Annotated in this window: 22 protein-coding genes; 11 read left to right on the top strand and 11 right to left on the bottom strand. The window is 68.7% G+C overall.

The genetic code is table 11. The features are described 5' to 3' along the window. Positions 1-15: 15 nt before the first annotated feature. The 4 genes from GVY64_RS03360 to GVY64_RS03345 all read left to right on the top strand — a co-directional run bounded on the left by GVY64_RS03360 (position 16) and on the right by GVY64_RS03345 (position 2,032). Positions 16-579 (top strand): GNAT family N-acetyltransferase, encoded by a 564-nt coding sequence (locus GVY64_RS03360; RefSeq protein ID WP_236566584.1) that lies wholly within the window; start codon positions 16-18, stop codon positions 577-579. A gap of 212 nt (positions 580-791) precedes the next feature. Beyond that, complete coding sequence (locus GVY64_RS37135) at positions 792-1,301, top strand: hypothetical protein (RefSeq protein WP_201297880.1); 510 nt, start codon at positions 792-794, stop codon at positions 1,299-1,301. Between the two features lie 162 nt (positions 1,302-1,463). Continuing rightward, positions 1,464-1,751, top strand: a complete 288-nt coding sequence (locus tag GVY64_RS03350; RefSeq protein ID WP_159838596.1) for a hypothetical protein — start codon at positions 1,464-1,466, stop codon at positions 1,749-1,751. A 92-nt stretch (positions 1,752-1,843) separates the two neighbouring features. Further along, the gene (locus GVY64_RS03345; protein ID WP_159838594.1) at positions 1,844-2,032 is read left to right on the top strand and encodes a hypothetical protein; all 189 of its coding nucleotides are present in this window, start codon (positions 1,844-1,846) and stop codon (positions 2,030-2,032) included. A 215-nt stretch (positions 2,033-2,247) separates the two neighbouring features. Here GVY64_RS03345 and GVY64_RS03340 read toward each other — a convergent pair whose 3' ends face one another. The 4 genes from GVY64_RS03340 to GVY64_RS03325 form a co-directional block, all read right to left on the bottom strand. Continuing rightward, positions 2,248-2,478: a DUF6400 family protein gene (locus GVY64_RS03340; protein WP_159838592.1), complete on the bottom strand. Its 231-nt coding sequence runs from the start codon at positions 2,476-2,478 to the stop codon at positions 2,248-2,250. A 165-nt stretch (positions 2,479-2,643) separates the two neighbouring features. Further along, a complete protein-coding gene (locus GVY64_RS03335) occupies positions 2,644-4,062 on the bottom strand; it encodes a vWA domain-containing protein (RefSeq protein ID WP_236566583.1) in 1,419 nt (472 codons plus the stop codon). A 1-nt stretch (position 4,063) separates the two neighbouring features. Beyond that, the gene (locus tag GVY64_RS03330) at positions 4,064-4,948 is read right to left on the bottom strand and encodes an AAA family ATPase (protein ID WP_159838588.1); all 885 of its coding nucleotides are present in this window, start codon (positions 4,946-4,948) and stop codon (positions 4,064-4,066) included. A gap of 31 nt (positions 4,949-4,979) precedes the next feature. Then, the gene (locus GVY64_RS03325; RefSeq protein WP_236566582.1) at positions 4,980-6,023 is read right to left on the bottom strand and encodes an acyl-CoA thioesterase; all 1,044 of its coding nucleotides are present in this window, start codon (positions 6,021-6,023) and stop codon (positions 4,980-4,982) included. A gap of 397 nt (positions 6,024-6,420) precedes the next feature. Here GVY64_RS03325 and GVY64_RS03320 point away from each other — a divergent pair, with 397 nt between their 5' ends. Continuing rightward, positions 6,421-6,723 carry a hypothetical protein gene (locus GVY64_RS03320; RefSeq protein WP_159838586.1) on the top strand — a complete coding sequence of 101 codons (303 nt, stop codon included), beginning with the start codon at positions 6,421-6,423 and terminating at the stop codon, positions 6,721-6,723. Positions 6,724-6,792: 69 nt separating this feature from the next. Here the strand turns inward: GVY64_RS03320 and ilvC are convergent, their stop codons facing one another. From ilvC to GVY64_RS03305, 3 genes are all read right to left on the bottom strand, one after another. Beyond that, positions 6,793-7,794: a ketol-acid reductoisomerase gene (ilvC, locus tag GVY64_RS03315; protein ID WP_201297896.1), complete on the bottom strand. Its 1,002-nt coding sequence runs from the start codon at positions 7,792-7,794 to the stop codon at positions 6,793-6,795. A 200-nt stretch (positions 7,795-7,994) separates the two neighbouring features. Then, positions 7,995-8,498, bottom strand: a complete 504-nt coding sequence (ilvN, locus tag GVY64_RS03310; RefSeq protein WP_039799659.1) for an acetolactate synthase small subunit — start codon at positions 8,496-8,498, stop codon at positions 7,995-7,997. Continuing rightward, positions 8,495-10,429 carry an acetolactate synthase large subunit gene (locus GVY64_RS03305; protein ID WP_159838582.1) on the bottom strand — a complete coding sequence of 645 codons (1,935 nt, stop codon included), beginning with the start codon at positions 10,427-10,429 and terminating at the stop codon, positions 8,495-8,497. The genes ilvN and GVY64_RS03305 overlap by 4 nt, the downstream gene beginning before the upstream one ends. Positions 10,430-10,855: 426 nt before the next feature. Here GVY64_RS03305 and GVY64_RS03300 point away from each other — a divergent pair, with 426 nt between their 5' ends. Together GVY64_RS03300 and ilvD are read left to right on the top strand one after the other, a co-directional pair. Beyond that, entirely contained in the window at positions 10,856-11,371 is a 516-nt protein-coding gene (locus GVY64_RS03300) for a PH domain-containing protein (RefSeq protein WP_236566581.1), read from the top strand. A 454-nt stretch (positions 11,372-11,825) separates the two neighbouring features. Next, positions 11,826-13,667 (top strand): dihydroxy-acid dehydratase, encoded by a 1,842-nt coding sequence (gene ilvD, locus GVY64_RS03295; RefSeq protein WP_159838580.1) that lies wholly within the window; start codon positions 11,826-11,828, stop codon positions 13,665-13,667. A 62-nt stretch (positions 13,668-13,729) separates the two neighbouring features. Here ilvD and GVY64_RS03290 read toward each other — a convergent pair whose 3' ends face one another. Beyond that, positions 13,730-14,572, bottom strand: coding sequence for an NmrA family NAD(P)-binding protein (locus GVY64_RS03290; protein WP_159838578.1), 843 nt, complete (start codon positions 14,570-14,572; stop codon positions 13,730-13,732). A 128-nt stretch (positions 14,573-14,700) separates the two neighbouring features. Next, complete coding sequence (locus tag GVY64_RS03285) at positions 14,701-15,579, bottom strand: DoxX family protein (protein WP_159838576.1); 879 nt, start codon at positions 15,577-15,579, stop codon at positions 14,701-14,703. Between the two features lie 117 nt (positions 15,580-15,696). Between GVY64_RS03285 and GVY64_RS03280 the strand changes: the two genes are divergently transcribed. After that, on the top strand, positions 15,697-16,803 hold the full coding sequence (locus GVY64_RS03280; RefSeq protein ID WP_159838574.1) for a PQQ-dependent sugar dehydrogenase: 1,107 nt from the start codon (positions 15,697-15,699) through the stop codon (positions 16,801-16,803). 229 nt (positions 16,804-17,032) lie between these two features. Here the strand turns inward: GVY64_RS03280 and GVY64_RS03275 are convergent, their stop codons facing one another. Next, positions 17,033-17,920 (bottom strand): LysR family transcriptional regulator, encoded by an 888-nt coding sequence (locus GVY64_RS03275; protein ID WP_159838572.1) that lies wholly within the window; start codon positions 17,918-17,920, stop codon positions 17,033-17,035. A 79-nt stretch (positions 17,921-17,999) separates the two neighbouring features. On the opposite strand from GVY64_RS03275, the gene GVY64_RS03270 reads away from it, so the two are divergent. From GVY64_RS03270 to GVY64_RS03260, 3 genes are all read left to right on the top strand, one after another. Then, entirely contained in the window at positions 18,000-18,941 is a 942-nt protein-coding gene (locus GVY64_RS03270; RefSeq protein ID WP_236566580.1) for an EamA family transporter, read from the top strand. Next, positions 18,938-19,570 carry an NAD(P)-dependent oxidoreductase gene (locus tag GVY64_RS03265; protein ID WP_159838570.1) on the top strand — a complete coding sequence of 211 codons (633 nt, stop codon included), beginning with the start codon at positions 18,938-18,940 and terminating at the stop codon, positions 19,568-19,570. The genes GVY64_RS03270 and GVY64_RS03265 overlap by 4 nt, the downstream gene beginning before the upstream one ends. Before the next feature lie 99 nt (positions 19,571-19,669). Further along, entirely contained in the window at positions 19,670-20,611 is a 942-nt protein-coding gene (locus GVY64_RS03260) for an SMP-30/gluconolactonase/LRE family protein (protein WP_159838568.1), read from the top strand. Between the two features lie 4 nt (positions 20,612-20,615). On the opposite strand, the gene gatB is transcribed toward GVY64_RS03260, so the two are convergent. Next, positions 20,616-22,121: an Asp-tRNA(Asn)/Glu-tRNA(Gln) amidotransferase subunit GatB gene (gene gatB, locus GVY64_RS03255; protein WP_159838566.1), complete on the bottom strand. Its 1,506-nt coding sequence runs from the start codon at positions 22,119-22,121 to the stop codon at positions 20,616-20,618. Positions 22,122-22,172 lie beyond the last annotated feature (51 nt).

Here is a 22,172-nt window from a genome sequence, read left to right as displayed (position 1 = left end):
TCAGAGCATTCCGCGATGTCAGACCTCGATTTCCAGCACTACACAGCCGACCAGGCCCGCGAATTGCGCGATGACGTCGAACGCATCTTCCGGGACTCCTACGTCGATGCGATCGAGTCCGGTGAGGAGTTCGAATCGCCCGAAGCATTCATGCGCCGCTTCGACGCTTACACCGATCCGGCCCGCGCCGGTGCGTTCGAGTTGGTGATCGCCCGTCTCGATGGCGAACTCTGCGGGCAGGCGTGGGGTTGGCCGCTCACCGCTAAGACCGCGTGGTGGGACGGGCTGCGGCTCGATGACGACGACCATGCGGCGTTCACGGCTGAGAACGGCTCACGCACATTCGCGTTCAGCGAGATCATGGTGCGCAAACAGTTCACGTGCAAGGGAGTTGCTCGTGCCCTGCACGACGAATTGCTCGCGGGTCGGCCGGAGCAGCGGGCAACGCTGCTGGTGCGCCTGGACAATCGCCGGGCGTACGACAGATATCGCCGGTGGGGGTGGTACCGCGTCGGCACTCTCCGACCGGATTGGCCCGATGCTCCACAGTTCGATGTTCTGATGCGTGCTCTTCAGTAGCTTCACGTGGACCGTGGCGTACATCGGCGTAGAGACGATCCCTCGGGGCCGACCGGGAGGAAAACATTCTGGCAATTGGCATTTCACCAAGGACTGATCGGTCGTGCGCCCGCTGACGCGTTGCTAGCATCGGGCGGTTCGTAACAGGGGTTTCTACGAAGGGGGAATACATGAGCGGCGGATCGGACGGCGATCGTCGGAAGAAGCGGGTCATGGCGTCGCGCCGTGTCTCGTACACCTTGCCCGCTCTCGTGGCTATGGCGCTGGTGTCGAGTGGATGCGGGGCTGGCGGCACCGCCGCTCCCCGCCCGATCGTCACCACGATCTATACCACCACCTCGAAGCCCCCGGCCCGCACGACTCCGCCGGTGACCACCACTACCCCACCGCCGACGACCACTTCTCGGATCACCTCGACCACGCCGACCACCGACACCGCGCAGCCGATTCACGTCGGGATCTGTGTCGACCAGACAACGAACACCCGGGTGATCGATGACCTGTGCGACACCACCGACAGCCGCTACGCCACCTTTTGGTACCGGCACGCCGACACCCTGATCTACCCGGCGGTCGGCGCCGCGGTGGTCCTGGCCGCCGGGACCTTCCTGCGCCCGAGCGGAACCGCGGTCCACGACCGAGGCGTTCCGACCAGTGGCGGCACGGTCCAGCGCGGCGTGCTCGGCCAGGGCCGCCCCGACATCGGCGGCGTCGGATCGTAGTACGCACGCGCCGCAATTCCGGTCGGTTACGAGTGAGAAGGGCTCCGGGTCGAGCCGTGCGGAAACGCCTTGTAATAGTCGCGTCCGCGCCGGGTAATCACGTCGTCGACGCAATCTCTGCTGGGTATCGCCGTCACGACTCGTACATGCAGGAGCGCAGGAGTGGACATCGAAGACGCACGCCGCTACGCCGCAGCGATATGGCGGCGAGAAGATATGACGGCGTCCGAGCGCCTGGCGGCCGTGAAAGCGGATTCCCATGCGCGCGGCAAGGAACCCTTCGATCTCGGGCGGCTCGAATCGCTGTGCGACACCAGCCATGAAGGCCGCATGGATCCGACGCACTGGCGCAAACGCAAGTTCGAGCTGATGTACTACAGCCATCCCGAGATGATGACGATCGAGGATCTCGCCGAACATGTCATGGCGACGCAGGGATGGATGTGGTGACCCAGGGTTTGTAACGGTCGGGACACGGCGCTCGATGCAGTCACCGAGGTCATGTTCGTGGCCGAAAGTGACTCAGGAAGAACGGTTTCGAGATGATTCGAGTCAATCGCCACATCGTCGCGGGTGCACTGCTGGCCGGTGCGGTGCTGATGTCCGCCGCTCCCGCGCAGGCCGAGGCCCCGGCCGAGCCTCAGGCGATCGACAACAGTGGGATTTCCAGCGGCTCGGCCGATCTGAACCATTGGTTCTGCGGCACGATCTGGCGGCCTTACTGCTTCTGAGCGCCCAGCGCGCAGGACGACGAAACCCACGGCGGATTATCGCGCCGTGGGTTTCGCTCTTCAACCATCTCGTCGGCTCCGCTGCCATCCGAATCGCCCTCGGCGGCAAGACCGCGCATCCACCGCCGACGAAACTCGGCGGAGAGCCGGAACCGCCAGACTATTCACCGGGGGCAACACGCCGGACACCCGTCCTTGGATGCTCGGCGGTGGGATCAGTCGGCGATCTGGCGCGTCGCCCGATCCGGCAGGACCCCGGCCAGGACGAGTTCCTCGTAGATCCGCTGCTGCTCGTCGTCGAGATTCGAGTACAGCATGTCGTACGCCAATTCTTCCTCGGCGAGCACCGCGACCGGGTCCCAGTCGTCCCCGAGCGCCGCGACGACGGCGCTGCGCCGCCTTACTTCGTCCAGCGTGAGGTCGTAAGCAAAATTGTGGTCGGCCATTCAGGCATCTCCAACAAGGTTTTCCGAAATCGAAGTGACGACGATGCCCAACCGCGTCCTTCCGAGCAATGATCTGTGTCACATTTCATGGCCGGAATTCATCACATTCGGACGTATGACAACAGTGGCGGTAAGAGCGCGGAGCATCTGGCACCACAGCGGGCACTATGCAGGCAGTAGCCGCGCGATGACCTCGGTCAATTGTCGGACATTGCGGCATTCGTGCATCGTCACCTGCTCCGCGTAGACGTGGGCCGCGGAGTCCCCCGTCGTCCACGACCGAGACGGCTCGGGATTCAGCCAGTAGGCGTGCTTGGCCCGGTCGATAATCGTCTGCACCGCAGCGAGGTTCGGATCCGTGCGGTTGGTCCGCCCGTCGCCGAGGATCAGAACAGAGGTGCGGGGACCGAGGGCGTCGGCGTAGTTGTCGAGGAAGCCTTGGAAGGCTTCGCCATAGTTGGAGCTGCCGAAGCGCGCGACCTTGGTGGAGCGGATGATCCGGGCGGCGGTGCCGGGGGTCGGGGGCTCGCCGGGGGTGAAGAAGTGGGTGATCTCGTCGCAGGTGTCGACGAAACCGAAGCTGCGCACCTTGCTGAACTGGTCCTGCAGGGCCTGGATAAGCTGGAGGGTGAATTCGGCGAAGCCGGTGACCGAGCCGGAGATGTCGGCGAGGACGACGAGCTCGGGGCGGCCGTGTTTGCGAGCGCGCAGGACAGGGTCGATGGGAACGCCGCCGGTGGACATGGAACGACGCAGGGTACGGCGTAGGTCGATCTGGCCGCGAACGGATTTGCGGCGGCGGACGGCGAGGCGGGTGGCGAGTTTGCGGGCCAACGGGTGAACCAGGCGGCGCATTTCGGCGAGGTCCTGTTCGCGGGCGCCGAGGAAATCGATGCGGTCGGTACTGGTTTCGACGCCGCGGCGGGCGATGTATTCGGTGCCGCGCAATTGCGCCGAGCGCAGGCGCGCCTCGGTCTGGACAGCGGTGCGGAAGGCGGCGAGGCGGCGGTTGGCTTCGATCGTGTGGACGGTGGTGTCGAGTCGAGAAGTGCCGTTCATGCCCGCGACGATCCGATCGATGAGTTCTTCCGGGCGTAGGGCTTTCATGGTCAGGTAGGAGGACCAGCCTGCGCCGGACGCGGTGGTGACCGGCGCGGGCTGCCCGGCGCCCGCGCCGCCGTAACCGCCGAGTTCGGTGAGCGCCTGGCGGGCCAGTTCGGCGACCGAGTCCGAATCATCCTGTGCCAGTGCGGAGACGAGGCGATCGCGCAGGGCTTCGACGGACTCGGGTGTCGACTGATCGACCTGCTGCGGCTGCTGGGCGGTCAGGAAGTAGAGGTCGAAGAGCTGATCGAAGACGGCGCGCTGACCATTGCGCCGCAGCAGGCAGGCGGCCATGCCGGAGCGCAGGCGATCGCGATCATGGATTCCGAGGGCAACCATCGCCTCCGCAGCATCGATGGTTTCGCTCGGCCCCGCGTTGATGCCGTGATCACGCAGGAGCCCGACGAACGCGACGAGCCGATCGGTCAACGATTCGGCGGCTGGGCGCCCCGCCTCGACCGTGCGAGGTTCGGACTTCACCTCACCGCCCTTCCTGCTGGGCATCCAAGTCGAGCCCGAGCCGCTCGATCGCCAGGCGGTGGTCCGATTGGTACTTCAAGAGCACCCCGAGCGTCGAGCGGACGACGCTTCCGCTCAGGTTGCGCGCACCGAGGGCGACCAATGTCTTCGCCCAATCGACGGTTTCGGCGATCGACGGGGCCTTGCGCAACGAGAGTTGACGCAGGGCTCCGACCACCCGGACCACCGGCTCCCCCAGCGCCTCGTCCAGTTCCGGAACCTTCATCCGCACGATCGCCCGTTCCAGTTCCGCCGTCGGGTAATCGATGTGCAGATACAGGCAGCGCCGCTTCAGCGCTTCGGACAGCTCGCGGTTGGCGTTGGAGGTCACGATGACGAACGGCTTGCGCACCGCGGTGACGGTGCCGAGTTCGGGGATGCTCACCTGGTAGTCGCCGAGCACCTCGAGCAGCAGCCCTTCCAGCTCCACGTCGGCCTTGTCGAGTTCGTCGATGAGCAGCACCGTGGCACGCGGGTTGCGGATGGCGGCCAGCAGCGGGCGCGCGAGAAGGAACTCTTCGGTGAAGACGTGGTCGCGGGTGCTGTCCCAGCCTTCGTCACCGGTGGCCGTGATGCGCAGCAGCTGCTTGGCGTGGTTCCACTCGTAGAGGGCGCGCGCCTCGTCGATGCCCTCGTAGCACTGCAGGCGCACCAGGTCGGATGTGGTCGCGGCGGCTACGGCCTTGGCCAGCTCGGTTTTGCCGACGCCAGCGGGGCCCTCGATCAGCAGCGGCTTGCCGAGGTGGCCCGCGAGGAACACGGCGGTGGCGATATCGAGGGAGGGGAGGTACCCGGCCTCGGTGAGGCGCCCGGTCACCTCGTCCACCGACGCAAAGAACTTACTCATCGGTAACTAGTCTAGACCGGACGCCTCCGGCTCAACTCGGCGCAGGCACGCGGAAATGACTCGGCTCGGCATCCGAGGGCACGGCGCTCGCCATGGTGAACGGCTCGACCAGCGACCGCAGTTCGATCAGGTGCTTGGCGTGCGCGTCCAGCGCCCGATCCTCCTCCGAGACCGGCTGCCATTGCCGCACGGCGCGCGCCTTCATCTCGTCGTCCACCGCGACGACCACGGCGAGGCCGTGCGCCGCCAGCGCGGGTTCGTCGGAGTGCGCGTCGGTGGACGTCACGTGCACGCTCACATGCATGCTGCGCGGACCGGTGTGGATCAGTCGCGCGGTGACCTCCACGACGTGACCGATCACGATCGGGCGGTAGAAACGGATGCCGCCGAAGTAGGAAGTGATGACTCGCTGACCGGCCCAGTCCGCGCCGCAGACGTACGCCGCCTCATCGATCCACCGCATCGTCCGGCCGCCGTGCACCTTGCCACCCCAGTTGATGTCCGAGGGCGCCGCCAGGAACCGCAGAGTCGCGCTCGGCGCGGTGCCCGCGGAGGTGTACCGCTGGGCGGCCATCGCCTCCTCGATGTGCTTGCGCACCGCGATCCGGGCGCGGGCCTGCCGGTGCCGCTGCGACTCCAGCAGCGTCGTCGGACTCCATTGCGGCACTTCGACGGTGCGGCGGTCGTCGTCCACCGCGACGAAGATCGTCAGGCACTGCGCCGACTGCACCGGCTTCACCCGGGTGGGATCGGTCGAATAGACCGTCACCAGGATGTGCATGCTGGTGCGCCCGGTGTGCACCAGGTCGGCGTGCAATTCGACCAGCTCGCCGACCGAGATCGGGCGATCGAGATGGATGTTGCCGACGTAGGCCGTGACGCAGTAGCGGCCGCTCCACTGGGCCGCCGCCGCGTAGGCGACTTTGTCGATCCATTCGAGGAGTTTGCCGCCGTCGACCGAGCCCACGATGCCCGCGTCGGCGGGCTGGACGAGGAAGCGGTGGATCGCCTCGGCGCGCCGGCCTGCCGTAGCCGGTGCGCACACGGTCGGTTCGCTGTCGGTCGAGTTGGTCAAGGTCCACCATCCGTTCGGGCAGAGAATTTTCGGCTACCTGACCCCGTTGTCCGGGAGAACCTTAGGCCCCGGCGTCGGTACGAGCGAGTAACGAGCCGACAAGGAGGCGGGTCGACTACACCGGGCCGCGCGGTTCGCACTTTTCCGCGATCGATGAGCAACGCCGATAGGGGGTGCCCCTAATATCACGGTTCGATTTGGTCCGCAGGGGAGAAAACACCCGTGACGTTTCGCGGCAAGTGCGCAAGAGTGAAGTCGTGCAGTCGCTGCCCCGTCGGTAAGCGCGACCGCGAAGCAGTGACCGTAGATCCAGATCTGTCTGCGGGGGTAGGCCGTGGGCAGACCCCGACGGGGGATGGCGCGCGGAGACGCTCGCCGCAGAGTGAAAGGATTTACGTTGTTCTCCACAACCAGCGCACGCCGTACCGTGGCCCGCGTGGCCGTCGCCGGTGCCATCGCCGCGATCCCGTTGACCGCCCTGGCGATGCCCGCGTCCGCCACCCCGAGCACACCCGGGGTCACCCAGGCTCGGTACGACCCGTATTACAACAACCGGTGCGACTTCGGCCCATTCCCGAACTGGAGTTGTAACAACAACCCCTTGTTCGGTGGTGGCCACTACGGCAGTCCGCCCTATGGCCGCGGTCCTGACCAGGGATGGGGGCAGGGCTGGGGCACAGGCTCGTTCGGCAGCAGTTAGAAGTCCGCGCAGACGCCGGTGGCCCGCTCCGGAATCCGGAGCGGGCCACCGCGCGAATAGACCTCTGTATCAGGCGGTCTCGGTGATCGGGCGATCGACCCAGCTCATCAGGCCGCGCAGCTTGGCGCCGGTGACCTCGATCGGGTGCTCGGCGTTCTTCTTGCGCAGCGCCTCGAGCTCCTTGTTGCCGCCCTCGACGTTGGCGACCAGACGCTTGACGAAGCTGCCGTCCTGGATGTCCTTGAGGATGTCCTGCATGCGCTTCTTGGTGTCGGCGTCGATGACCCGCGGGCCCGACAGGTAACCACCGAACTCGGCGGTGTCGGAGACCGAGTAGTTCATCCGCGCGATGCCGCCCTCGTACATCAGGTCGACGATCAGCTTCAGCTCGTGCAACACCTCGAAGTAGGCCATCTCCGGCGCGTAACCGGCCTCGACCATGACCTCGAAACCGGTCTTGACCAGCTCTTCGGTGCCACCGCACAGCACGGCCTGCTCACCGAACAGGTCGGTCTCGGTCTCTTCCTTGAAGGTGGTCTTGATGACGCCGGCGCGGGTGCCGCCGATGCCCTTGGCGTAGGACAGCGCCAGGGCCTGGCCCTCGCCCTTCGGGTCCTGGTCGATCGCGATCAGCGCGGGAACGCCCTTGCCGTCGACGAACTGACGACGCACCAGGTGGCCAGGGCCCTTCGGCGCCACCATGCCGATGGTGACGTTGGCCGGGGGCTTGATCAGGCCGAAGTGGATGTTGAGACCGTGGCCGAAGAACAGCGCGTCGCCGTCCTTCAGGTTCGGCTCGATGTCGCCTGCGAAGATCGACGCCTGCGCGGTGTCGGGCGCGAGCACCATGATGACGTCCGCCCACTCCGAGACCTCCGCCGGCGTGCCGACGGTCAGGCCCGCCTCCTCGGCCTTCGGGCGCGACTTCGACCCCTCGGCGAGACCGACGCGGACCTCGACGCCCGAGTCGCGCAGGCTCAGCGAGTGCGCGTGACCCTGGCTGCCGTAGCCGATGACAGCGACCTTGCGGCCCTGGATGATCGACAGATCGGCATCGTCGTCGTAGAACATCTCGACTGCCACTGTGGTTCCTTCCGGGATCATCCCCGCGCGAGGCGGGGCACACCGTGCTTGCGCCGGTGTTGATTTTCGTTGTTCTGGATCGGATCACCCCCGCAGGAGCGGGTGGGGATCATTCCCGCGTCAGCGGGGAGGGCGGCACGCCAACCGTCGATCGCAGAAAGACTAGCGTGTGGCCGCCGCTCATTACTTCATCGAGTGGCGGTGATGGACTTCGGTCCACGCCCCACCGCGACGACACCGGACTGCACGATCTCCCGGATGCCGTACGGCTCGAGCATGCGCAGCAGCGCGTCGAGCTTGGACCGGGTGCCGGTCGCCTCGACGGTGAGCGCGTCCGGCGACACGTCGATCACCTTCGCGCGGAACAGCCCCACGGCCTCGATCACCTGGGTGCGCACACTGGCGTCGGCGCGCACCTTCACCAGGATCAGTTCGCGGGCCACCGAGCTGTCGGAGTCCTGCTCCACGATCTTGATGACGTTCACCAGCTTGTTGAGCTGTTTGGTGACCTGCTCCAGCGGCAGGTCCTCGACGGTGACGACGATGGTCATGCGCGAGATCTCGGGGAGCTCGGTGCCACCGACCGCCAGCGACTCGATGTTGAAGCCGCGCCGGGAGAACAGCGCCGCGACCCTGGCCAGCACGCCCGGTTTGTCCTCGACGAGAACGCTGAGGGTATGCGTGGTACTCATCCGTTGTTCACCTTGTTCTGTTCCTGCGACATCGCCGCGTGGATGACCGCCGGCTCGGCCGCCTGCTCGTCCTCGTCGAACAGCGGGCGGATGCCGCGAGCGGCCATGATCTCGTCGTTGCTGGTGCCCGCGGCGACCATCGGCCACACCTGGGCGTCCTTGCCGACGATGAAGTCGATCACCACGGGGCGGTCGTTGATGGACTGCGCCTCGCGGATCGCGGCCTCCACGTCCTCCTCGCGCTCCACCCGGATGCCGTGGCAGCCGAGGGCTTCGGCGAGCTTCACGAAGTCGGGGATGCGCAGGGTGTGCGTGCCGAGGTCGGTGTTGGAGTAGCGCTCCTGGTAGAACAGCGTCTGCCACTGGCGCACCATGCCGAGGTTGCCGTTGTTGATCAGCGCGACCTTGATCGGCACCCCCTCGACCGCGCAGGTGGCCAGCTCCTGGTTGGTCATCTGGAAGCAGCCGTCACCGTCGACCGCCCACACCTCTTTGTCCGGCGCGCCCATCTTGGCGCCCATGGCCGCCGGCACGGCGTAGCCCATGGTGCCGAGACCACCGGAGTTCAGCCAGGTGCGCGGCTTCTCGTACTTGATGAACTGGGCGGCCCACATCTGGTGCTGGCCGACGCCCGCGCAGTAGATCGCGTCGGGACCGGCCAGGCGGCCGAGCGCCTCGATGACGAACTCCGGCGACAGCGAACCGTCCGCGGGCGGAGTCCAGCCCAGCGGGTAGGCGTCGCGCACGCCGTCGAGGTAGGTCCACCAGTCGGTCAGCGGCAGCGGCAGCGAAGTGCCCGCGGCGGGATCGGCCTTCAGCGTCTCGATGAGTTCGACGATCACCTCGCGGCAGTCGCCCACGATCGGGACGTCGGCGTGCCGGTTCTTGCCGATCTCGGCCGGGTCGATGTCGGCGTGGATGACCTTGGCGCCGGGCGCGAAGGAGTCCAGCTGGCCGGTGACGCGGTCGTCGAACCGGGCGCCGAGGGTGATCAGCAGGTCCGAGCGCTGCAACGCGGCCACGGCGCCCACGGTGCCGTGCATGCCGGGCATGCCCATGTTGAGGCGGTGGCTGTCGGGGAACGCGCCGCGCGCCATCAGCGTGGTGACCACGGGGATGCCGGTCAGCTCGGCCAGCTGCAGCAGCTCGGGCGACGCGTCGGCCTTGATCACGCCGCCGCCGACGTAGAGCACGGGGGCCTTGGCCTCCATGATCATCCGCGCGGCCTCGCGCACCTGCTTGCCATGCGGCTTGGTGACCGGACGGTAGCCGGGCAGCCGCATCTCCGGTGGCCAGCTGAAGGTGGTCTGCGCCTGCAGCACGTCCTTGGGGATGTCGACCAGCACCGCGCCGGGGCGTCCGGACGCGGCGAGGTAGAACGCCTCGGCGATGATGCGCGGGATGTCGACGCCCTCGGTGATCAGGAAGTTGTGCTTGGTGATCGGCATGGTGATGCCGGAGATGTCGGCTTCCTGGAACGCGTCGGTGCCGATCAGGCCGCGGCCGACCTGGCCGGTGATGGCCACGATCGGGACCGAGTCCATCTGTGCGTCGGCGATCGGGGTGACCAAGTTGGTCGCGCCGGGGCCGGATGTGGCCATACACACACCGACCTTGCCGGTGGCCTGGGCGTACCCCGTGGCCGCGTGACCCGCGCCCTGCTCGTGCCGAACGAGGACGTGGCGCACCTTGGTGGAATCGAACAGCGGGTCGTAGACGGGAAGAATCGCGCCGCCCGGAATGCCGAATACGGTGTCGACGCCGAGCTCCTCGAGCGATCGGACGACCGACTGCGCGCCGGTGACCCGCTCGGGCGGGAGCTGGCGGCGGTTGGCCGTGGACGTCGCGTTGGCAGCGGGCGTGGCCTGCTGATTCGCCGAAGGCGCTGGCCTACGGGCCGAAGGCCCGGGCCGTGCGGTAGGTGCGCTCACCGTCTTCGTTCCTTACTGGTTGTGGTTCCGACCCCGGATGTTGTGCCAGCGGTGTCTTGCGCTTCGCCATGTCGGACACTAGTCCGAACATAAAAAAGCCCCCGACAGCGCAGGGCTGATCGAGGGTGGCGCGTCGCAACGCGAGCTGACGTATTCGACTCAGTGTGTCAGGCTCAACGCTGGACGCGCCGGCCGATTACGAGCAACTCGTTTCGATTCACGCGCACGACGTTAAGCGGGTGTGAACCGAAGAGTCAAACAGATGACCCCGTGTGTCCCATTATGTGGGACAGTGCGGTTGCTTGTGTCCGTTCATCAGGATGCGAGGATGGTGGTGTGTCATCACCGCATCAGTCCGTGCCACCGTCTGAATCGTCCCACACGCCCGCGACGACAACGGATACGGGTAGCGCCTCCGAAGCCCGTGTGATCCGCATCCCACGGCTGGCTTTCCTGGGTGTGTTCATCCTGCTGATGTGCGTGTTCTTCCCGTTCGTCGGCTGGCCCGCCGGACTGTGGTGGCTGTTGCTCATCCCGGTCGTGGTGCTGGCCTGGGTGCTGCGGACGCAGACCGCCGTCTCCGACGCGGGACTGGATCTGCGGACGCTGTTCGGTTCGCGCCACCTCGACTGGGCACAGGTGAAGGGTGTGCGGATCCCCAAGCGCGGGTACGTGCGCGCCGACCTGACCGACGGCACCGAGGTGAAGTTGCCCGCGGTGAGCTACGACCGGCTGCGCGACCTGGCGGCGTTCTCCGGCGGACGGATTCCGGACCCGTTCGCGGAGCCGAGCGAACCCGCGACGGACCGGGCGCCCGCCGAACCCGCCGACGCAGTTGAAGACGGCGAGACCTCGAAGGCCGACGGCGGGCCGGGGACCAATGGCGTGGCGAAGTCCGGCGAGGACGCGGCGAAGACGCGCGACGGCGACGACCCGGCGTAAGCGCCGACGACAGCCTGGCGGCTGTTGACCAGCGCAGTCGGCATCGGACGAAGGCGCGTGATCATGGCCACAGCCCGACCTCCAGCGCCGGTGGCAGCCGCGCCGAACATGAATCGACACAGCGCGCGCCGCCTCAGCCCTCGACTCCTCCCGTCGCGTGGTCCGGCGCCGCGCCGGAACATCCACCGCTATTGGGAGGTTGCCCGAGTCATGGGATGATTCCCCCGGAGCCGCGATCCTCCGTCTCGTCCCACCCCGACGCTCCGGCACCTCCGGCGTCACCCCGTCATCGCCCGCGACATCCCGCACCGGCGACACACCCGACTCGGCTGACCGCGAGATCGGACGCCGCACCACCCGCCCGGTGGACACGCCCACCGGGAGTAACGTGGTGGACCGCCGAGCAGGCTCTGCGCCGTCGCACGTCAGCCCCCGCGACCCGAGGACCATCCACATGCCACCGCTTCGTTCACGAACCACGACCATCGGCCGCAATGCCGCAGGCGCGCGCGCACTCTGGCGCGCCACCGGCATGACCGACACCGACTTCGGCAAGCCGATCGTCGCCATCGCGAACTCCTACACCCAGTTCGTGCCCGGCCACGTGCATCTGAAGAATGTCGGCGACATCGTGGCCGACGCGGTGCGCGCCGCAGGCGGCGTGCCGCGCGAATTCCACACCATCGCCGTCGACGACGGCATCGCCATGGGCCACGGCGGCATGCTCTACTCGCTGCCTTCGCGCGAGATCATCGCCGACTCCGTCGAGTACATGGTGAACGCGCACACCGCCGACGCGCTGGTGTGCATCTCCAACTGCGACAAGATCACCCCGGGCATGCTCAATGCCGCCATGCGGCTGAACATCCCGACGGTGTTCGTCTCCGGCGGCCCGATGGAGGCGGGCAAGGCCGTCGTCGTCGGCGGCGTCGCGCAGGCGCCCACCGACCTCATCACCGCGATCTCCGCGAGCGCCAATCAGGCGGTGTCCGAGGAAGGTTTGTCCGAGGTCGAGCGGTCGGCGTGCCCGACCTGCGGCTCCTGCTCGGGCATGTTCACCGCGAACTCGATGAACTGCCTCACCGAAGCGCTCGGACTCGCGTTGCCAGGCAACGGCTCCACGCTCGCCACGCACGCCGCGCGCCGGGCGCTGTTCCAGCGCGCGGGCACGGTCGTGGTGGACATCGCCAACCGCTGGTACCGCGAGGACGACGCGTCGGTGCTGCCGCGCAATGTCGCCGACGCCAAAGCCTTCCGCAACGCGATGGCCCTGGACGTCGCGATGGGCGGATCGACCAACACCGTGCTGCACACGCTGGCCGCCGCGCAGGAGGGCGAGGTCGACTTCGATCTGCACACCATCGAGGAGATCAGCCGCCGGGTGCCCACCCTGTCGAAGGTGTCGCCGAACTCCGACTACCACATGGAGGACGTGCACCGCGCCGGCGGCATCCCCGCCATCCTCGGCGAACTGCGCCGCGCCGGGCTGCTGGAGACCGACGTCACCACTGTGCACACCGCGTCCTTCGACGAGTGGCTCGACACCTGGGACATCCGCTCCGGCAAGGCTTCTCAGGAAGCGATCGAACTCTTCCACGCCGCGCCGGGCGGGGTGCGCACCACCGAGCCGTTCTCCACCGACAACCGCTGGTCGTCGCTGGACACCGATGCCGCGGGCGGCTGCATCCGCGATCTCGAGCACGCCTACACCACCGAAGGCGGCCTGGTCGTGTTGCGCGGCAACATCGCGCCCGACGGCGCGGTGCTCAAGACCGCGGGCATCGACGAGGCGCTGTTCTCCTTCCAGGGCCCCGCGGTGGTGGTGGAGTCGCAGGAAGAAGCCGTGTCGGTCATCCTCGGCAAGAAGATCAAGCCCGGCGACGTGATCGTGGTCCGCTACGAGGGTCCCGCGGGCGGTCCCGGCATGCAGGAGATGCTGCACCCGACCGCCTTCCTGAAGGGCTCGGGCCTCGGCAAGGAATGCGCGCTGATCACCGACGGCCGGTTCTCCGGCGGCACCTCTGGTCTGTCGATCGGGCACATCTCGCCCGAGGCGGCCAGCGGTGGTGTCATCGGATTGGTCGAGAACGGCGACCAGATCCGCATCGACGTGGCCACCCGCACGCTCGAGGTCCTCGTCGACGACGCCGTCCTCGCCGAGCGCCGCGCCAAGATGGAAGCGTCGGAGCGACCCTGGCAGCCGGTGAACCGCGATCGTCCGGTGACGACGGCGCTGCGCGCCTACGCCGCCCTGGCCACGTCGGCCGACAAGGGCGCAGTCCGCCACGTGCCGTAACTCGCTGGATCCGCCGCCCATCGGCCTTCGATGGGCGGCGGAAGCGGTCGTGCTCCGACTGGTCAACCGATTCCGGCGTGGCCGGCGATCGGGGACTCCCGGAAGAGTTCCGCGTGCTCGGCCACCCACTGGTCGAACGTTCGCGCTGGTCTGCCCGTCACCTGTGCGACGGTGTCGACGACGGTGGTGGAGGCGGCGTCGGGTGTGGCGTACCAGCCGACGACGTACTCGGCGTCCGCCCGGGACACACCCGTGGCAACCAGCCGCTCGACGGCCTGTTCGTGCGTGATCCGGACGAAAGCGATGTCGCGGCCGATGGCCCGCGACAGGATGGCGATCCGTTCTCGCGGTGTCAGCGGCGCGGGCCCGGTGAGGTTGTAAGCACGGCCGGAATGGCCGTCCTCGAGCAGCGCGACCGCGGCGACCGCCCCGATGTCCGCTTCGTGTACCAGCGCGCTGGGGAAGTCGTACGGCTCGAGCACCACCGCCTCGCTGCGAATCGACTCGATCCAGCCCAGCGTGTTCGACATGAACTCTTGCGGTTCCAGGCGCGTCCATTCCACGCCCGAGTCCCGCACAGCCTCCTCGACCGGCCCGACCGCGCCACCCCACACCACGGTGAAGCGGCGCACGCCCGCTTCGACCGCGCGCCGGACCAGCTCCGGCCCGGCTTCGGCAAGCCCGGCGGTCACGGTGACGTGCAACCGATCGATGCCCTCCAACGCGGCATCCAGCTCGTGCGGTTGCGTATGCGTGCCGGCCACGAGTTCCGCCTCGGCCGGAAGCTTCCCCGCCGCGGCGACCGGGTCCCGGGTCAACGCGCGAACGCGCTCACCGCGGCGGACCAATTCCGCGACCACGTGGCGACCGGTATTGCCGGTGGCACCCGTAACAAGTGTTGTCACAGTGGATCTCCTTTCGTCCCGAGCGACGCTAGAAGTTCAACTGCGCTCGAGGTCAAGGAGACGGTGGGGAGCCGTACCGGCACGGCAAGATCCGTCCGATATCGGCTCCCCGCACCGCGTGCGGGAACTCAGTCGAAGGGCCCGATGCCGGTGAGCGGGTTGCCGCCGTGCAGATACCAGTAGGTTCCTACCGCGGCCGCGATGGCGAGGAGAAGGACCACGAACGAGCCGGCCGCCGGACGGATCGCCCAACCGCGATTGCGGTCGAAGGACAAGCGACCCGGACCTGTCAAGATGATGACCGCGGCGACGCCGGCCAGGATGCTCTCCAGTTCCACCGCTCCCGGTCCGGCCTTGTACTGGAAGCCGGGGGCCATGCCCTGCTTCCAGGCCCAGGCGTCCAGGATCACCGCGAGCACCGCGCCCGCGGCCAGCGGGGTGGCCAGCCCGAGGATCAGCAGCGCACCGCCGCCGACCTCGCCCGCGGTGACCAGGATGGCGGACACCGACGGGTGATCCCAGCCGCCGCGTTCCATCATGTCGCGGGTGCCGTCCAGGCCGGGACCGTGGAACCAGCCGGTGAGCTTCTGCAGGCCGTGGTAGAGGAAGGTGGCGCCGACCACCAGGCGCAACAGCAGCAAACCGAGGTCGAGCGTGCCGCGCCGGTAGTCGCCGTTGCGGCGGCGCAGGCGCGCGCTGTCGCTCGGCGGGCTGGGAGCGGGCGGGATGCTGGCGTAATCGTAGGTGGACGCGGACTTGTCCCCCGCGACCTTGCCGTGGGCGGTGGTCGGCACGTCCGGATCGAGTCCGAGTTCGTCGTCGGTGCGCGGGACGTCCTTGGACAACTGCGGCCGCTGGGCCGGGTCCACCCGCTCGAATTGCTCGGTCGGCGAGTCGTACGGGCTGGTCACGCCCCGACCGGTGGTCGAAACCGCCGACTGCTCGGCCGTGGAGGGAGCGGGGTTCCCGGCCTTGGGATCCGGCGTGTCTTTCGGCTTGTCGGTCACGGCCAATACCCTATGCCGCACCCCGCGACGGCGGGCAAGTACGGCGCGGCGTGTTCGGTGCGCGCAACACCCACCCGGAGGGGGCGCGGGCGACGTTATTTCCGTAACGTCTGGACTATGAGTTTGGTTGTCGTGGGCCGCGTCGCGGCGAGCTTGGCGCTCGGCTCCGTCCTGCTGGTCGGGTGCGCCCGGTTCGACGATTCGGCGTCCAGCCCGTTCACCCCGGAACCGACCCTGCGCGGAGCCAACATCGACCCGAAGAAACCGAGCCAGCCGCCCACCTCGACCACCCGGCCCAGCGGCCCCTGCATCGATCCCGACCCGGCGGTGGTGGCCACCTGCCTGGACACCACCGGCGGCCTGGTCACGCTCGCCGACGGCGCGCTGGTCGCCGAGCGCCGGACCGGACGCATCCTGAAGGTCGTCCCGGAGCAGCCGCCGGTCGAGATCGCCCGGCTGGACGTGGACGGCTCCGGCGACGGCGGCCTCAGCGACATCGCGCTCTCGCCGACCTACCGTGAAGACGGGTTGATGTACGCCTACATCACCACCGGCAGCGACAACCGCGTGGTCCGCATCGCCGAAGGCGGCTCCCCCAAGGACGTCCTCACCGGAATCCCGAAGGGGGCGACCGGGAATCACGGCGCCATCGAGTTCGCCGCACCGGATCAGATGCTGGTGCTGACCGGCGACGCGGGCAACCCCGGCGCTGCGGCCTCGGCGGGGTCGCTCGCGGGCAAACTGCTGCGGGTGAACTCACCGGTGCCCGGCCGCACGCCCGCGCCGGAAATCGCCGTCTCGGGCATCGGCACCGCGGGGGACGTGTGCCGGGACGGCAAGGACAGCATCTGGATCACCGACCGCACACCCGCCGAGGACCGGTTGCAGCGGCTCGGCGGCGATGGCGTGGTCACCACCATGTGGACCTGGCCGGACCGGCCCGGCGTCGCGGGCTGCGCCGCCGCGACCGACGGCGTCGCGATCTCGCTGACCCGCGCGAAGGCCGTCGCCATCGCCGCCGCCGACCCGAATACGCACGCCGTCACCGCGGCTCCGTCCCTGGTGGCGCAGGACCGGTACGGACAGCTCGGCGGCGCGGCGGTCGGCGCCGACGGCACCATCTGGGTGACCACGGTGAACAAGACCGACGGCCAGCCGGGACCGTTCGACGACCGCGTCGTGCGCATCCCGCCCCCGCAGGCAGGCGGCGGCGGTCCGGACTGAGTTCGGCTGTATTTTCGGCCGGCGGGCGCGGCGTGTTCGCGGCACATGCTCGGTCTCGCTTCGCTCGAAATCGGCGGTCGAGCCGGTGGGGCGCGTGTAGCGGTGACAGCGCGATCCGGGGTTCCGCCTTGTCGGGGTGATCAAGGGGCCAAGAGGCCATTTGTCGCTTGGCAGCGCCGCTGCGGTCTGGATACGTCGCCTTTGATCGGCCGGAATGCCTGCGGACGCTTCAGGAATCGTCTCGATCCTGGGCCGGGATACCCAGAACGTCGAGGAAGGCGGTCGCCGCGGGTGGGCGGCTGCGGCTCCAGATGACGTATTCGACGCGGGCCGGGGCGTCGGCGACCTCGATGGTGACGACGCCCTCGAGCTGCGGGGCGTAGGCGGAGGGGAGCATGGCCACGGCGAGTCCAGGGCGGACGAGCCGAGCGATGTAGTCCGCGCTGGTCACCTCGAAGGCGACGTCACGGTCGAGGCCGGCGGCCGCGAAGGCCTGGTCGGATTGGAGGCGTCCGGCCGTTCCGGCCGGCAGGTCCACGAAGACCTCTGCGGACAGCATGCGCAGATCGACCGTCGGCGCACCGGCGAGCGGGTGGTCCCGCGCGACCACGGCGACGAGCCGGTCGCGCGCGAGCTCGTGGGCGGCGACGCCGCGTGGTCGCGCGGTGACCGGCAAGCCGAGAAAGGCCACGTCGAGGGCGCCTTGCACGACGCGTTCGACGAGTTCCTCGCTGGCGCCGACCCGCAGGCTGATGCGCACATGCGGATATCGCGTGCGGAACTCACGCAGCGCCTCCGGGATGTCGACCGCGGCGACGGTGGGGATCAGCCCCACGGCGAGCCGTCCGCGCACCTCACCGACCGCAGCGGCGACTTCGGCGGCCGCGCGCTCGGCGGCGTCCAGGCACTGGCGGGCAGCCGGGAGGAACGCGGCGCCCGCCGGTGTCAGGCGTACCCGGCGGCTGGTGCGCTCGAAGAGTCTCGCGCCCAGTTCCCGTTCCAAGCGGGCGATCTGGTGGCTCAGCGCGGATTGCACGACCAGGCATCGTTCGGCGGCCCGGGTGAAGCTGTTCGTCTCGGCGACGGCAAGGACGTAGCGCATCTGTTGGAGCTCCATCCATCAATCGTGAATCGAGATCGATGAGGTGACAAACATGTGTTGGACTCATCAATAGTCGGCGGGCGAGACTCTCCCTGTGAAAAGTCCAGCAGCACAGACAATTTCCGGCGGAGACGCGCCGCTCGGAAATCTGTCCCGCACCGTCGTGACGGCGCTCGCGCCCGTGTCGTGGGGGACGACCTATGTCGTCACCACCGAACTCCTCCCACCGGGACACCCACTGTTCGCGGGACTTCTGCGGGCGTTGCCCGCGGGGTTGATCGCGCTGGCGATCACGTGGACGCTGCCGCGCGGAGCCTGGTGGGGCAAAGCCGCGGTGCTCGGCGTGCTCAACATCGGGCTGTTGTTCCCCCTGCTTTTCCTGGCCGCCGAACGTCTGCCGGGTGGCGTGGCCGCGACCTTGGCGGCTGCCCAGCCGCTCGTCGTGGCTGTCCTGGCCGTGGCCGTCCTGCGGGAGAGCCCCTCCGCCTGGCGACTCGCGTGGGGTGCGACAGGCGTCCTGGGTGTCGGCTTGGTGGTCATCGGGCCGGACGCGGCCCTCGACTTCGCCGGAGTCGCGGCGGGCATCGCCGCCGCGGCTTCGATGGCGCTGGGCCTGACGCTCACGAAGAAGTGGGGACGACCCGCTGGGGTCGGTCCCACCGCGTTCGCCGGCTGGCAGCTCACCGCGGGCGGACTGTTCCTGCTGCCCCTCACGTTCCTGATCGAAGGCTCCCCGCCCGCGATCGACGCGCCCGCTGCCTGGGGCTATCTGTGGCTCGGTCTGATCGGCGGTCTGCTCGCCTACGTCGTCTGGTTCCGCGGCATCGGCGCTTTGCCTGTCACCTCGGTCGCGGTGCTCGTGCTGCTGTCGCCGCTGGTAGCCGCCGTCCTCGGCGCCGTCCTGCTGGGCCAGACCCTCGGCCCGGTGCAGTTGGCAGGCTTCGCGCTCGCGCTCGCCGCCATCGTCGCGGGGCAGCTTCCCGCGCCCACCCGATCGTCCACCGTCGTGTCGACCCCTGAAGGGATACTGAAGTGAAGATCGCCGTCGTCGGAGCCAACGGCATGGTCGGCTCGCGCGTCATCGCCGAAGCCGTGAGCCGCGGCCACGAGATCGTCGCCGTCTTCCGGAGACAGCCGCCGACATCCTTGCCGCCCGGTGTCTCCGCCGTCGAGGGCGACGCGAACGACGCCGACCGGATGAGCGCAGTGTTCGACGGCGTCGACGCGATCGTGGCGGCGACCCGTCCGGCCCCAGGGCAGGAACACACCGTCACGGCGACGACGGCGGCCCTGCTGAACGCGGCCCGGACCACTCGGTCACGCGTCCTCGTCGTCGGCGGCGCCGCGCCTCTGCGGGCTTCGGAGCACTCCGATCGACTCGTCCTCGACAATCCGGAATACGTCCCGGCGGCGATTCGCCCCATCGCCGCCGCAAGCGTCGCGCAGTGGGAGACCTGCCGGACACATCCGGCCGACTCGGTCTATCTCAGCCCGCCCGCCCTGCTCGAGCCCGGCCGGCGGACCGGGAAATATCGGCGCGGCGCCGCCACACTGATCATCAGCGCCGACGGCTCCTCCCGGATCTCGGCCGAGGATCTCGCCGTCGCCGTCCTCGACGAACTCGAAAGCCCGGGCAGGAGCAGGCATTTCACTGTCGGTTACTGAGGGCGGGCATCGGCCGCTGATGGCTTCCGCGCGCGTCGACAGGCATCGGACACTCCCGCCGGTGGCCCCGGCGATCGTGACGGCGAAGGAAACGACCAAATGAAGCGAGTCCTCGTGCTCTCGGCCGCGCTGGCCTGTCTCGGCGCTGCGGCCTTGGTATTCACGGAGCGGACGACGGCACACCGTCCCGACCCGCGCACCACGATCGACCTGCCCGCCGGATTCCAGCCGGAGGGCATCGCGATCGGATCGGGACCGGTGGCCTATTTCGGCTCGCGGGCCGACGGCTCCATCTACCGCGCCGACCTGATGACCGGACGAGGCGGCATCCTGAGCCCCGGGCCCGGCACGCCGGCGCTCGGCCTCCGGATCGACCACCGCGGCAGGCTGTTCGTCGCCGGTGGCACCGAAGGCGACGCCCGCGTCGTGGACGCGGACACGGGCGCGGTGCTGGCGAGCTACCGGCTCGGTACGCCGCCGGACACGTTCGTCAACGACGTGGCGCTCACCCCGACGGGCGCGTGGTTCACCGACTCGCGAGCGCCGGTGCTCTACCACCTGCCCATCGGCGACGACGGGGTGCTGCCGCCGCCTCCCGCGGTGGTGCGGCGACCACTGACCGGCGACATCCGCTACGAACCCGGAGCGATCAACGCCAACGGGATCGTGCGCACGCCCGACGGCGCCGGGTTGATCGTCATACAGTCGGTGACCGGCCGGTTGTTCCGTGTCGATCCGGCGACGGGCGTGACGCGACAGGTCGATCTGGGCGGCGAGACGCTGCCCAACGGCGACGGGCTGCTCTTGCGCGGCGGCACACTGTTCGTCGTCCAGAACCGGTCCAACGCGATCGCCGTGGTCTCGCTCGATCCCGCGGGCACGACGGGCACCGTCGAACGGCGCGTCACCGACCTGCGCTTCGACGTGCCGACGACCGTCGCGATGTTCGGCGACCGTCTCTATCTCCCCAACGCCCGCTACACCACGCCGCCGACCCCGGACACGTCCTACGACTCGGTCGCGATCGACCCTCCTCGGTAACGGCTCAGCCGCAGGCGGCGAGGACGAGTTCCCGGACGCGGGCCGCGTCGGCCTGGCCGCGGGTCGCCTTCATGACGTCACCGACGATCTTGCCCGCGGCCTGCACCTTGCCGGAACGGATCTTGTCGGCGATGTCGGGGTTGGCGGCCAGCGCCTTCTCCACCTCCGCCTGCAGGGCGCTGTCGTCGCTGACCATGCCGAGCCCCTTGGCCTCGACGATCTGCGCCGGATCGCCCGCACCGTCCAGCACGTGGTCGACGACCTGCTTGGCCACCTTGTTGTTGATCGTCTTCGCGTCGACCAGCTTGATCACCTCGGCGACCTGGGCCGGGGTGATCGGCAGCTCGTCCAGCGCGACCTCGCGCTCCTTGGCCTTCTCGGTGAGGTAGGCGACCCACCAGGAGCGCGCCTCGTTGGCCGGGGCGCCCGCGTCGACGGTGGCGATGATCAGGTCCAGCGCACCCGCGTTGACCAGGTCGCGCATCACCTCGTCGGACAGGCCCCAGTCGGACTGGATCCGCGCGCGGCGCAGCCACGGGTACTCGGGGATGGTGGCGCGCAGCTGCTCCACCCAGTCCGCGTCGGGCGCGACGGGCTCGAGATCCGGCTCGGGGAAGTAGCGGTAGTCCTCGGCGGTCTCCTTGCGGCGGCCGGGCGAGGTGGTGCCGTCGGTCTCGTGGAAGTGCCTGGTCTCCTGCACGATCGTGCCGCCGCCCGCGAGCACCGCGGCCTGCCTGCGCATCTCGAAGCGCACCGCGACCTCGACGCTGCGCAGCGAGTTGACGTTCTTGGTCTCCGTGCGGGTGCCGAACTCCGTTGCGCCGATGGGCATCAGCGAGACGTTCGCGTCACAACGCAGCGAGCCCTGCTCCATCTTCACGTCCGAGACCCCGAGCGACTTCAGCAGATCCCGCAGCGCCGTCACGTAGGCCCGCGCCACCTCCGGCGCCCGCTCCCCCGCGCCGGTGATCGGCTTGGTGACGATCTCGATCAGCGGCACACCCGCCCGGTTGTAGTCCAGCAGCGAGTGGCTGGCGCCGTGGATGCGGCCGGTCGCGCCGCCGATGTGCACCGACTTGCCGGTGTCCTCTTCCATGTGCGCGCGCTCGATGTCGACGCGGAAGGTGCTGCCGTCGTCGAGCACCACGTCCAGGTGCCCGTTCGTGGCGATCGGCTCGTCGTACTGGCTGATCTGGTAGTTCTTCGGCTGATCGGGGTAGAAGTAGTTCTTGCGCGCGAACCGGCCCCACGGGGTGATCGAGCAGTTCAGCGCCAAGCCGATCCGGATCGCGGACTCGACGGCCTTCTGGTTGACCACCGGAAGCGAACCGGGCAGACCGAGGCACACCGGGCAGACCTGGGTGTTCGGCTCGGCGCCGAACTCGGTCGGGCAACCGCAGAACATCTTGGTCGCGGTGTTCAGCTCGACGTGGACCTCCATGCCGAGCACCGGCTCGAACCGGGCGATGACATCCGAGTAATCCATCAGGTCGACCGTGGGTGCGCTCATGGCCATCAGTTTAGGTAAACGCTCCCGTCGCAGCGCAGCGGCTCTCGCGTC

The sequence above is a fragment of the Nocardia sp. CY41 genome, from assembly GCF_009829325.1.
Lineage (GTDB): Bacteria > Actinomycetota > Actinomycetes > Mycobacteriales > Mycobacteriaceae > Nocardia.
Note: the sequence above shows the minus strand (reverse complement) of the source record. Positions and strands in the feature narration are given on the sequence as shown.

Bases quoted from the DNA above. Each gene is read 5' to 3' on its own strand.
- GVY64_RS03360 (WP_236566584.1), top strand. From the start codon at position 16: ATGTCAGACCTCGATTTCCAGCACTACACAGCCGACCAGGCCCGCGAA.
- GVY64_RS37135 (WP_201297880.1), top strand. From the start codon at position 792: ATGGCGTCGCGCCGTGTCTCGTACACCTTGCCCGCTCTCGTGGCTATG.
- GVY64_RS03345 (WP_159838594.1), top strand. From the start codon at position 1,844: ATGATTCGAGTCAATCGCCACATCGTCGCGGGTGCACTGCTGGCCGGT.
- GVY64_RS03340 (WP_159838592.1), bottom strand. From the start codon at position 2,478: ATGGCCGACCACAATTTTGCTTACGACCTCACGCTGGACGAAGTAAGG.
- GVY64_RS03330 (WP_159838588.1), bottom strand. From the start codon at position 4,948: ATGAGTAAGTTCTTTGCGTCGGTGGACGAGGTGACCGGGCGCCTCACC.
- ilvC (WP_201297896.1), bottom strand. From the start codon at position 7,794: ATGTTCTACGACGACGATGCCGATCTGTCGATCATCCAGGGCCGCAAG.
- ilvN (WP_039799659.1), bottom strand. From the start codon at position 8,498: ATGAGTACCACGCATACCCTCAGCGTTCTCGTCGAGGACAAACCGGGC.
- ilvD (WP_159838580.1), top strand. From the start codon at position 11,826: ATGCCACCGCTTCGTTCACGAACCACGACCATCGGCCGCAATGCCGCA.
- GVY64_RS03280 (WP_159838574.1), top strand. From the start codon at position 15,697: ATGAGTTTGGTTGTCGTGGGCCGCGTCGCGGCGAGCTTGGCGCTCGGC.
- GVY64_RS03275 (WP_159838572.1), bottom strand. From the start codon at position 17,920: ATGGAGCTCCAACAGATGCGCTACGTCCTTGCCGTCGCCGAGACGAAC.
- GVY64_RS03260 (WP_159838568.1), top strand. From the start codon at position 19,670: ATGAAGCGAGTCCTCGTGCTCTCGGCCGCGCTGGCCTGTCTCGGCGCT.
- gatB (WP_159838566.1), bottom strand. From the start codon at position 22,121: ATGAGCGCACCCACGGTCGACCTGATGGATTACTCGGATGTCATCGCC.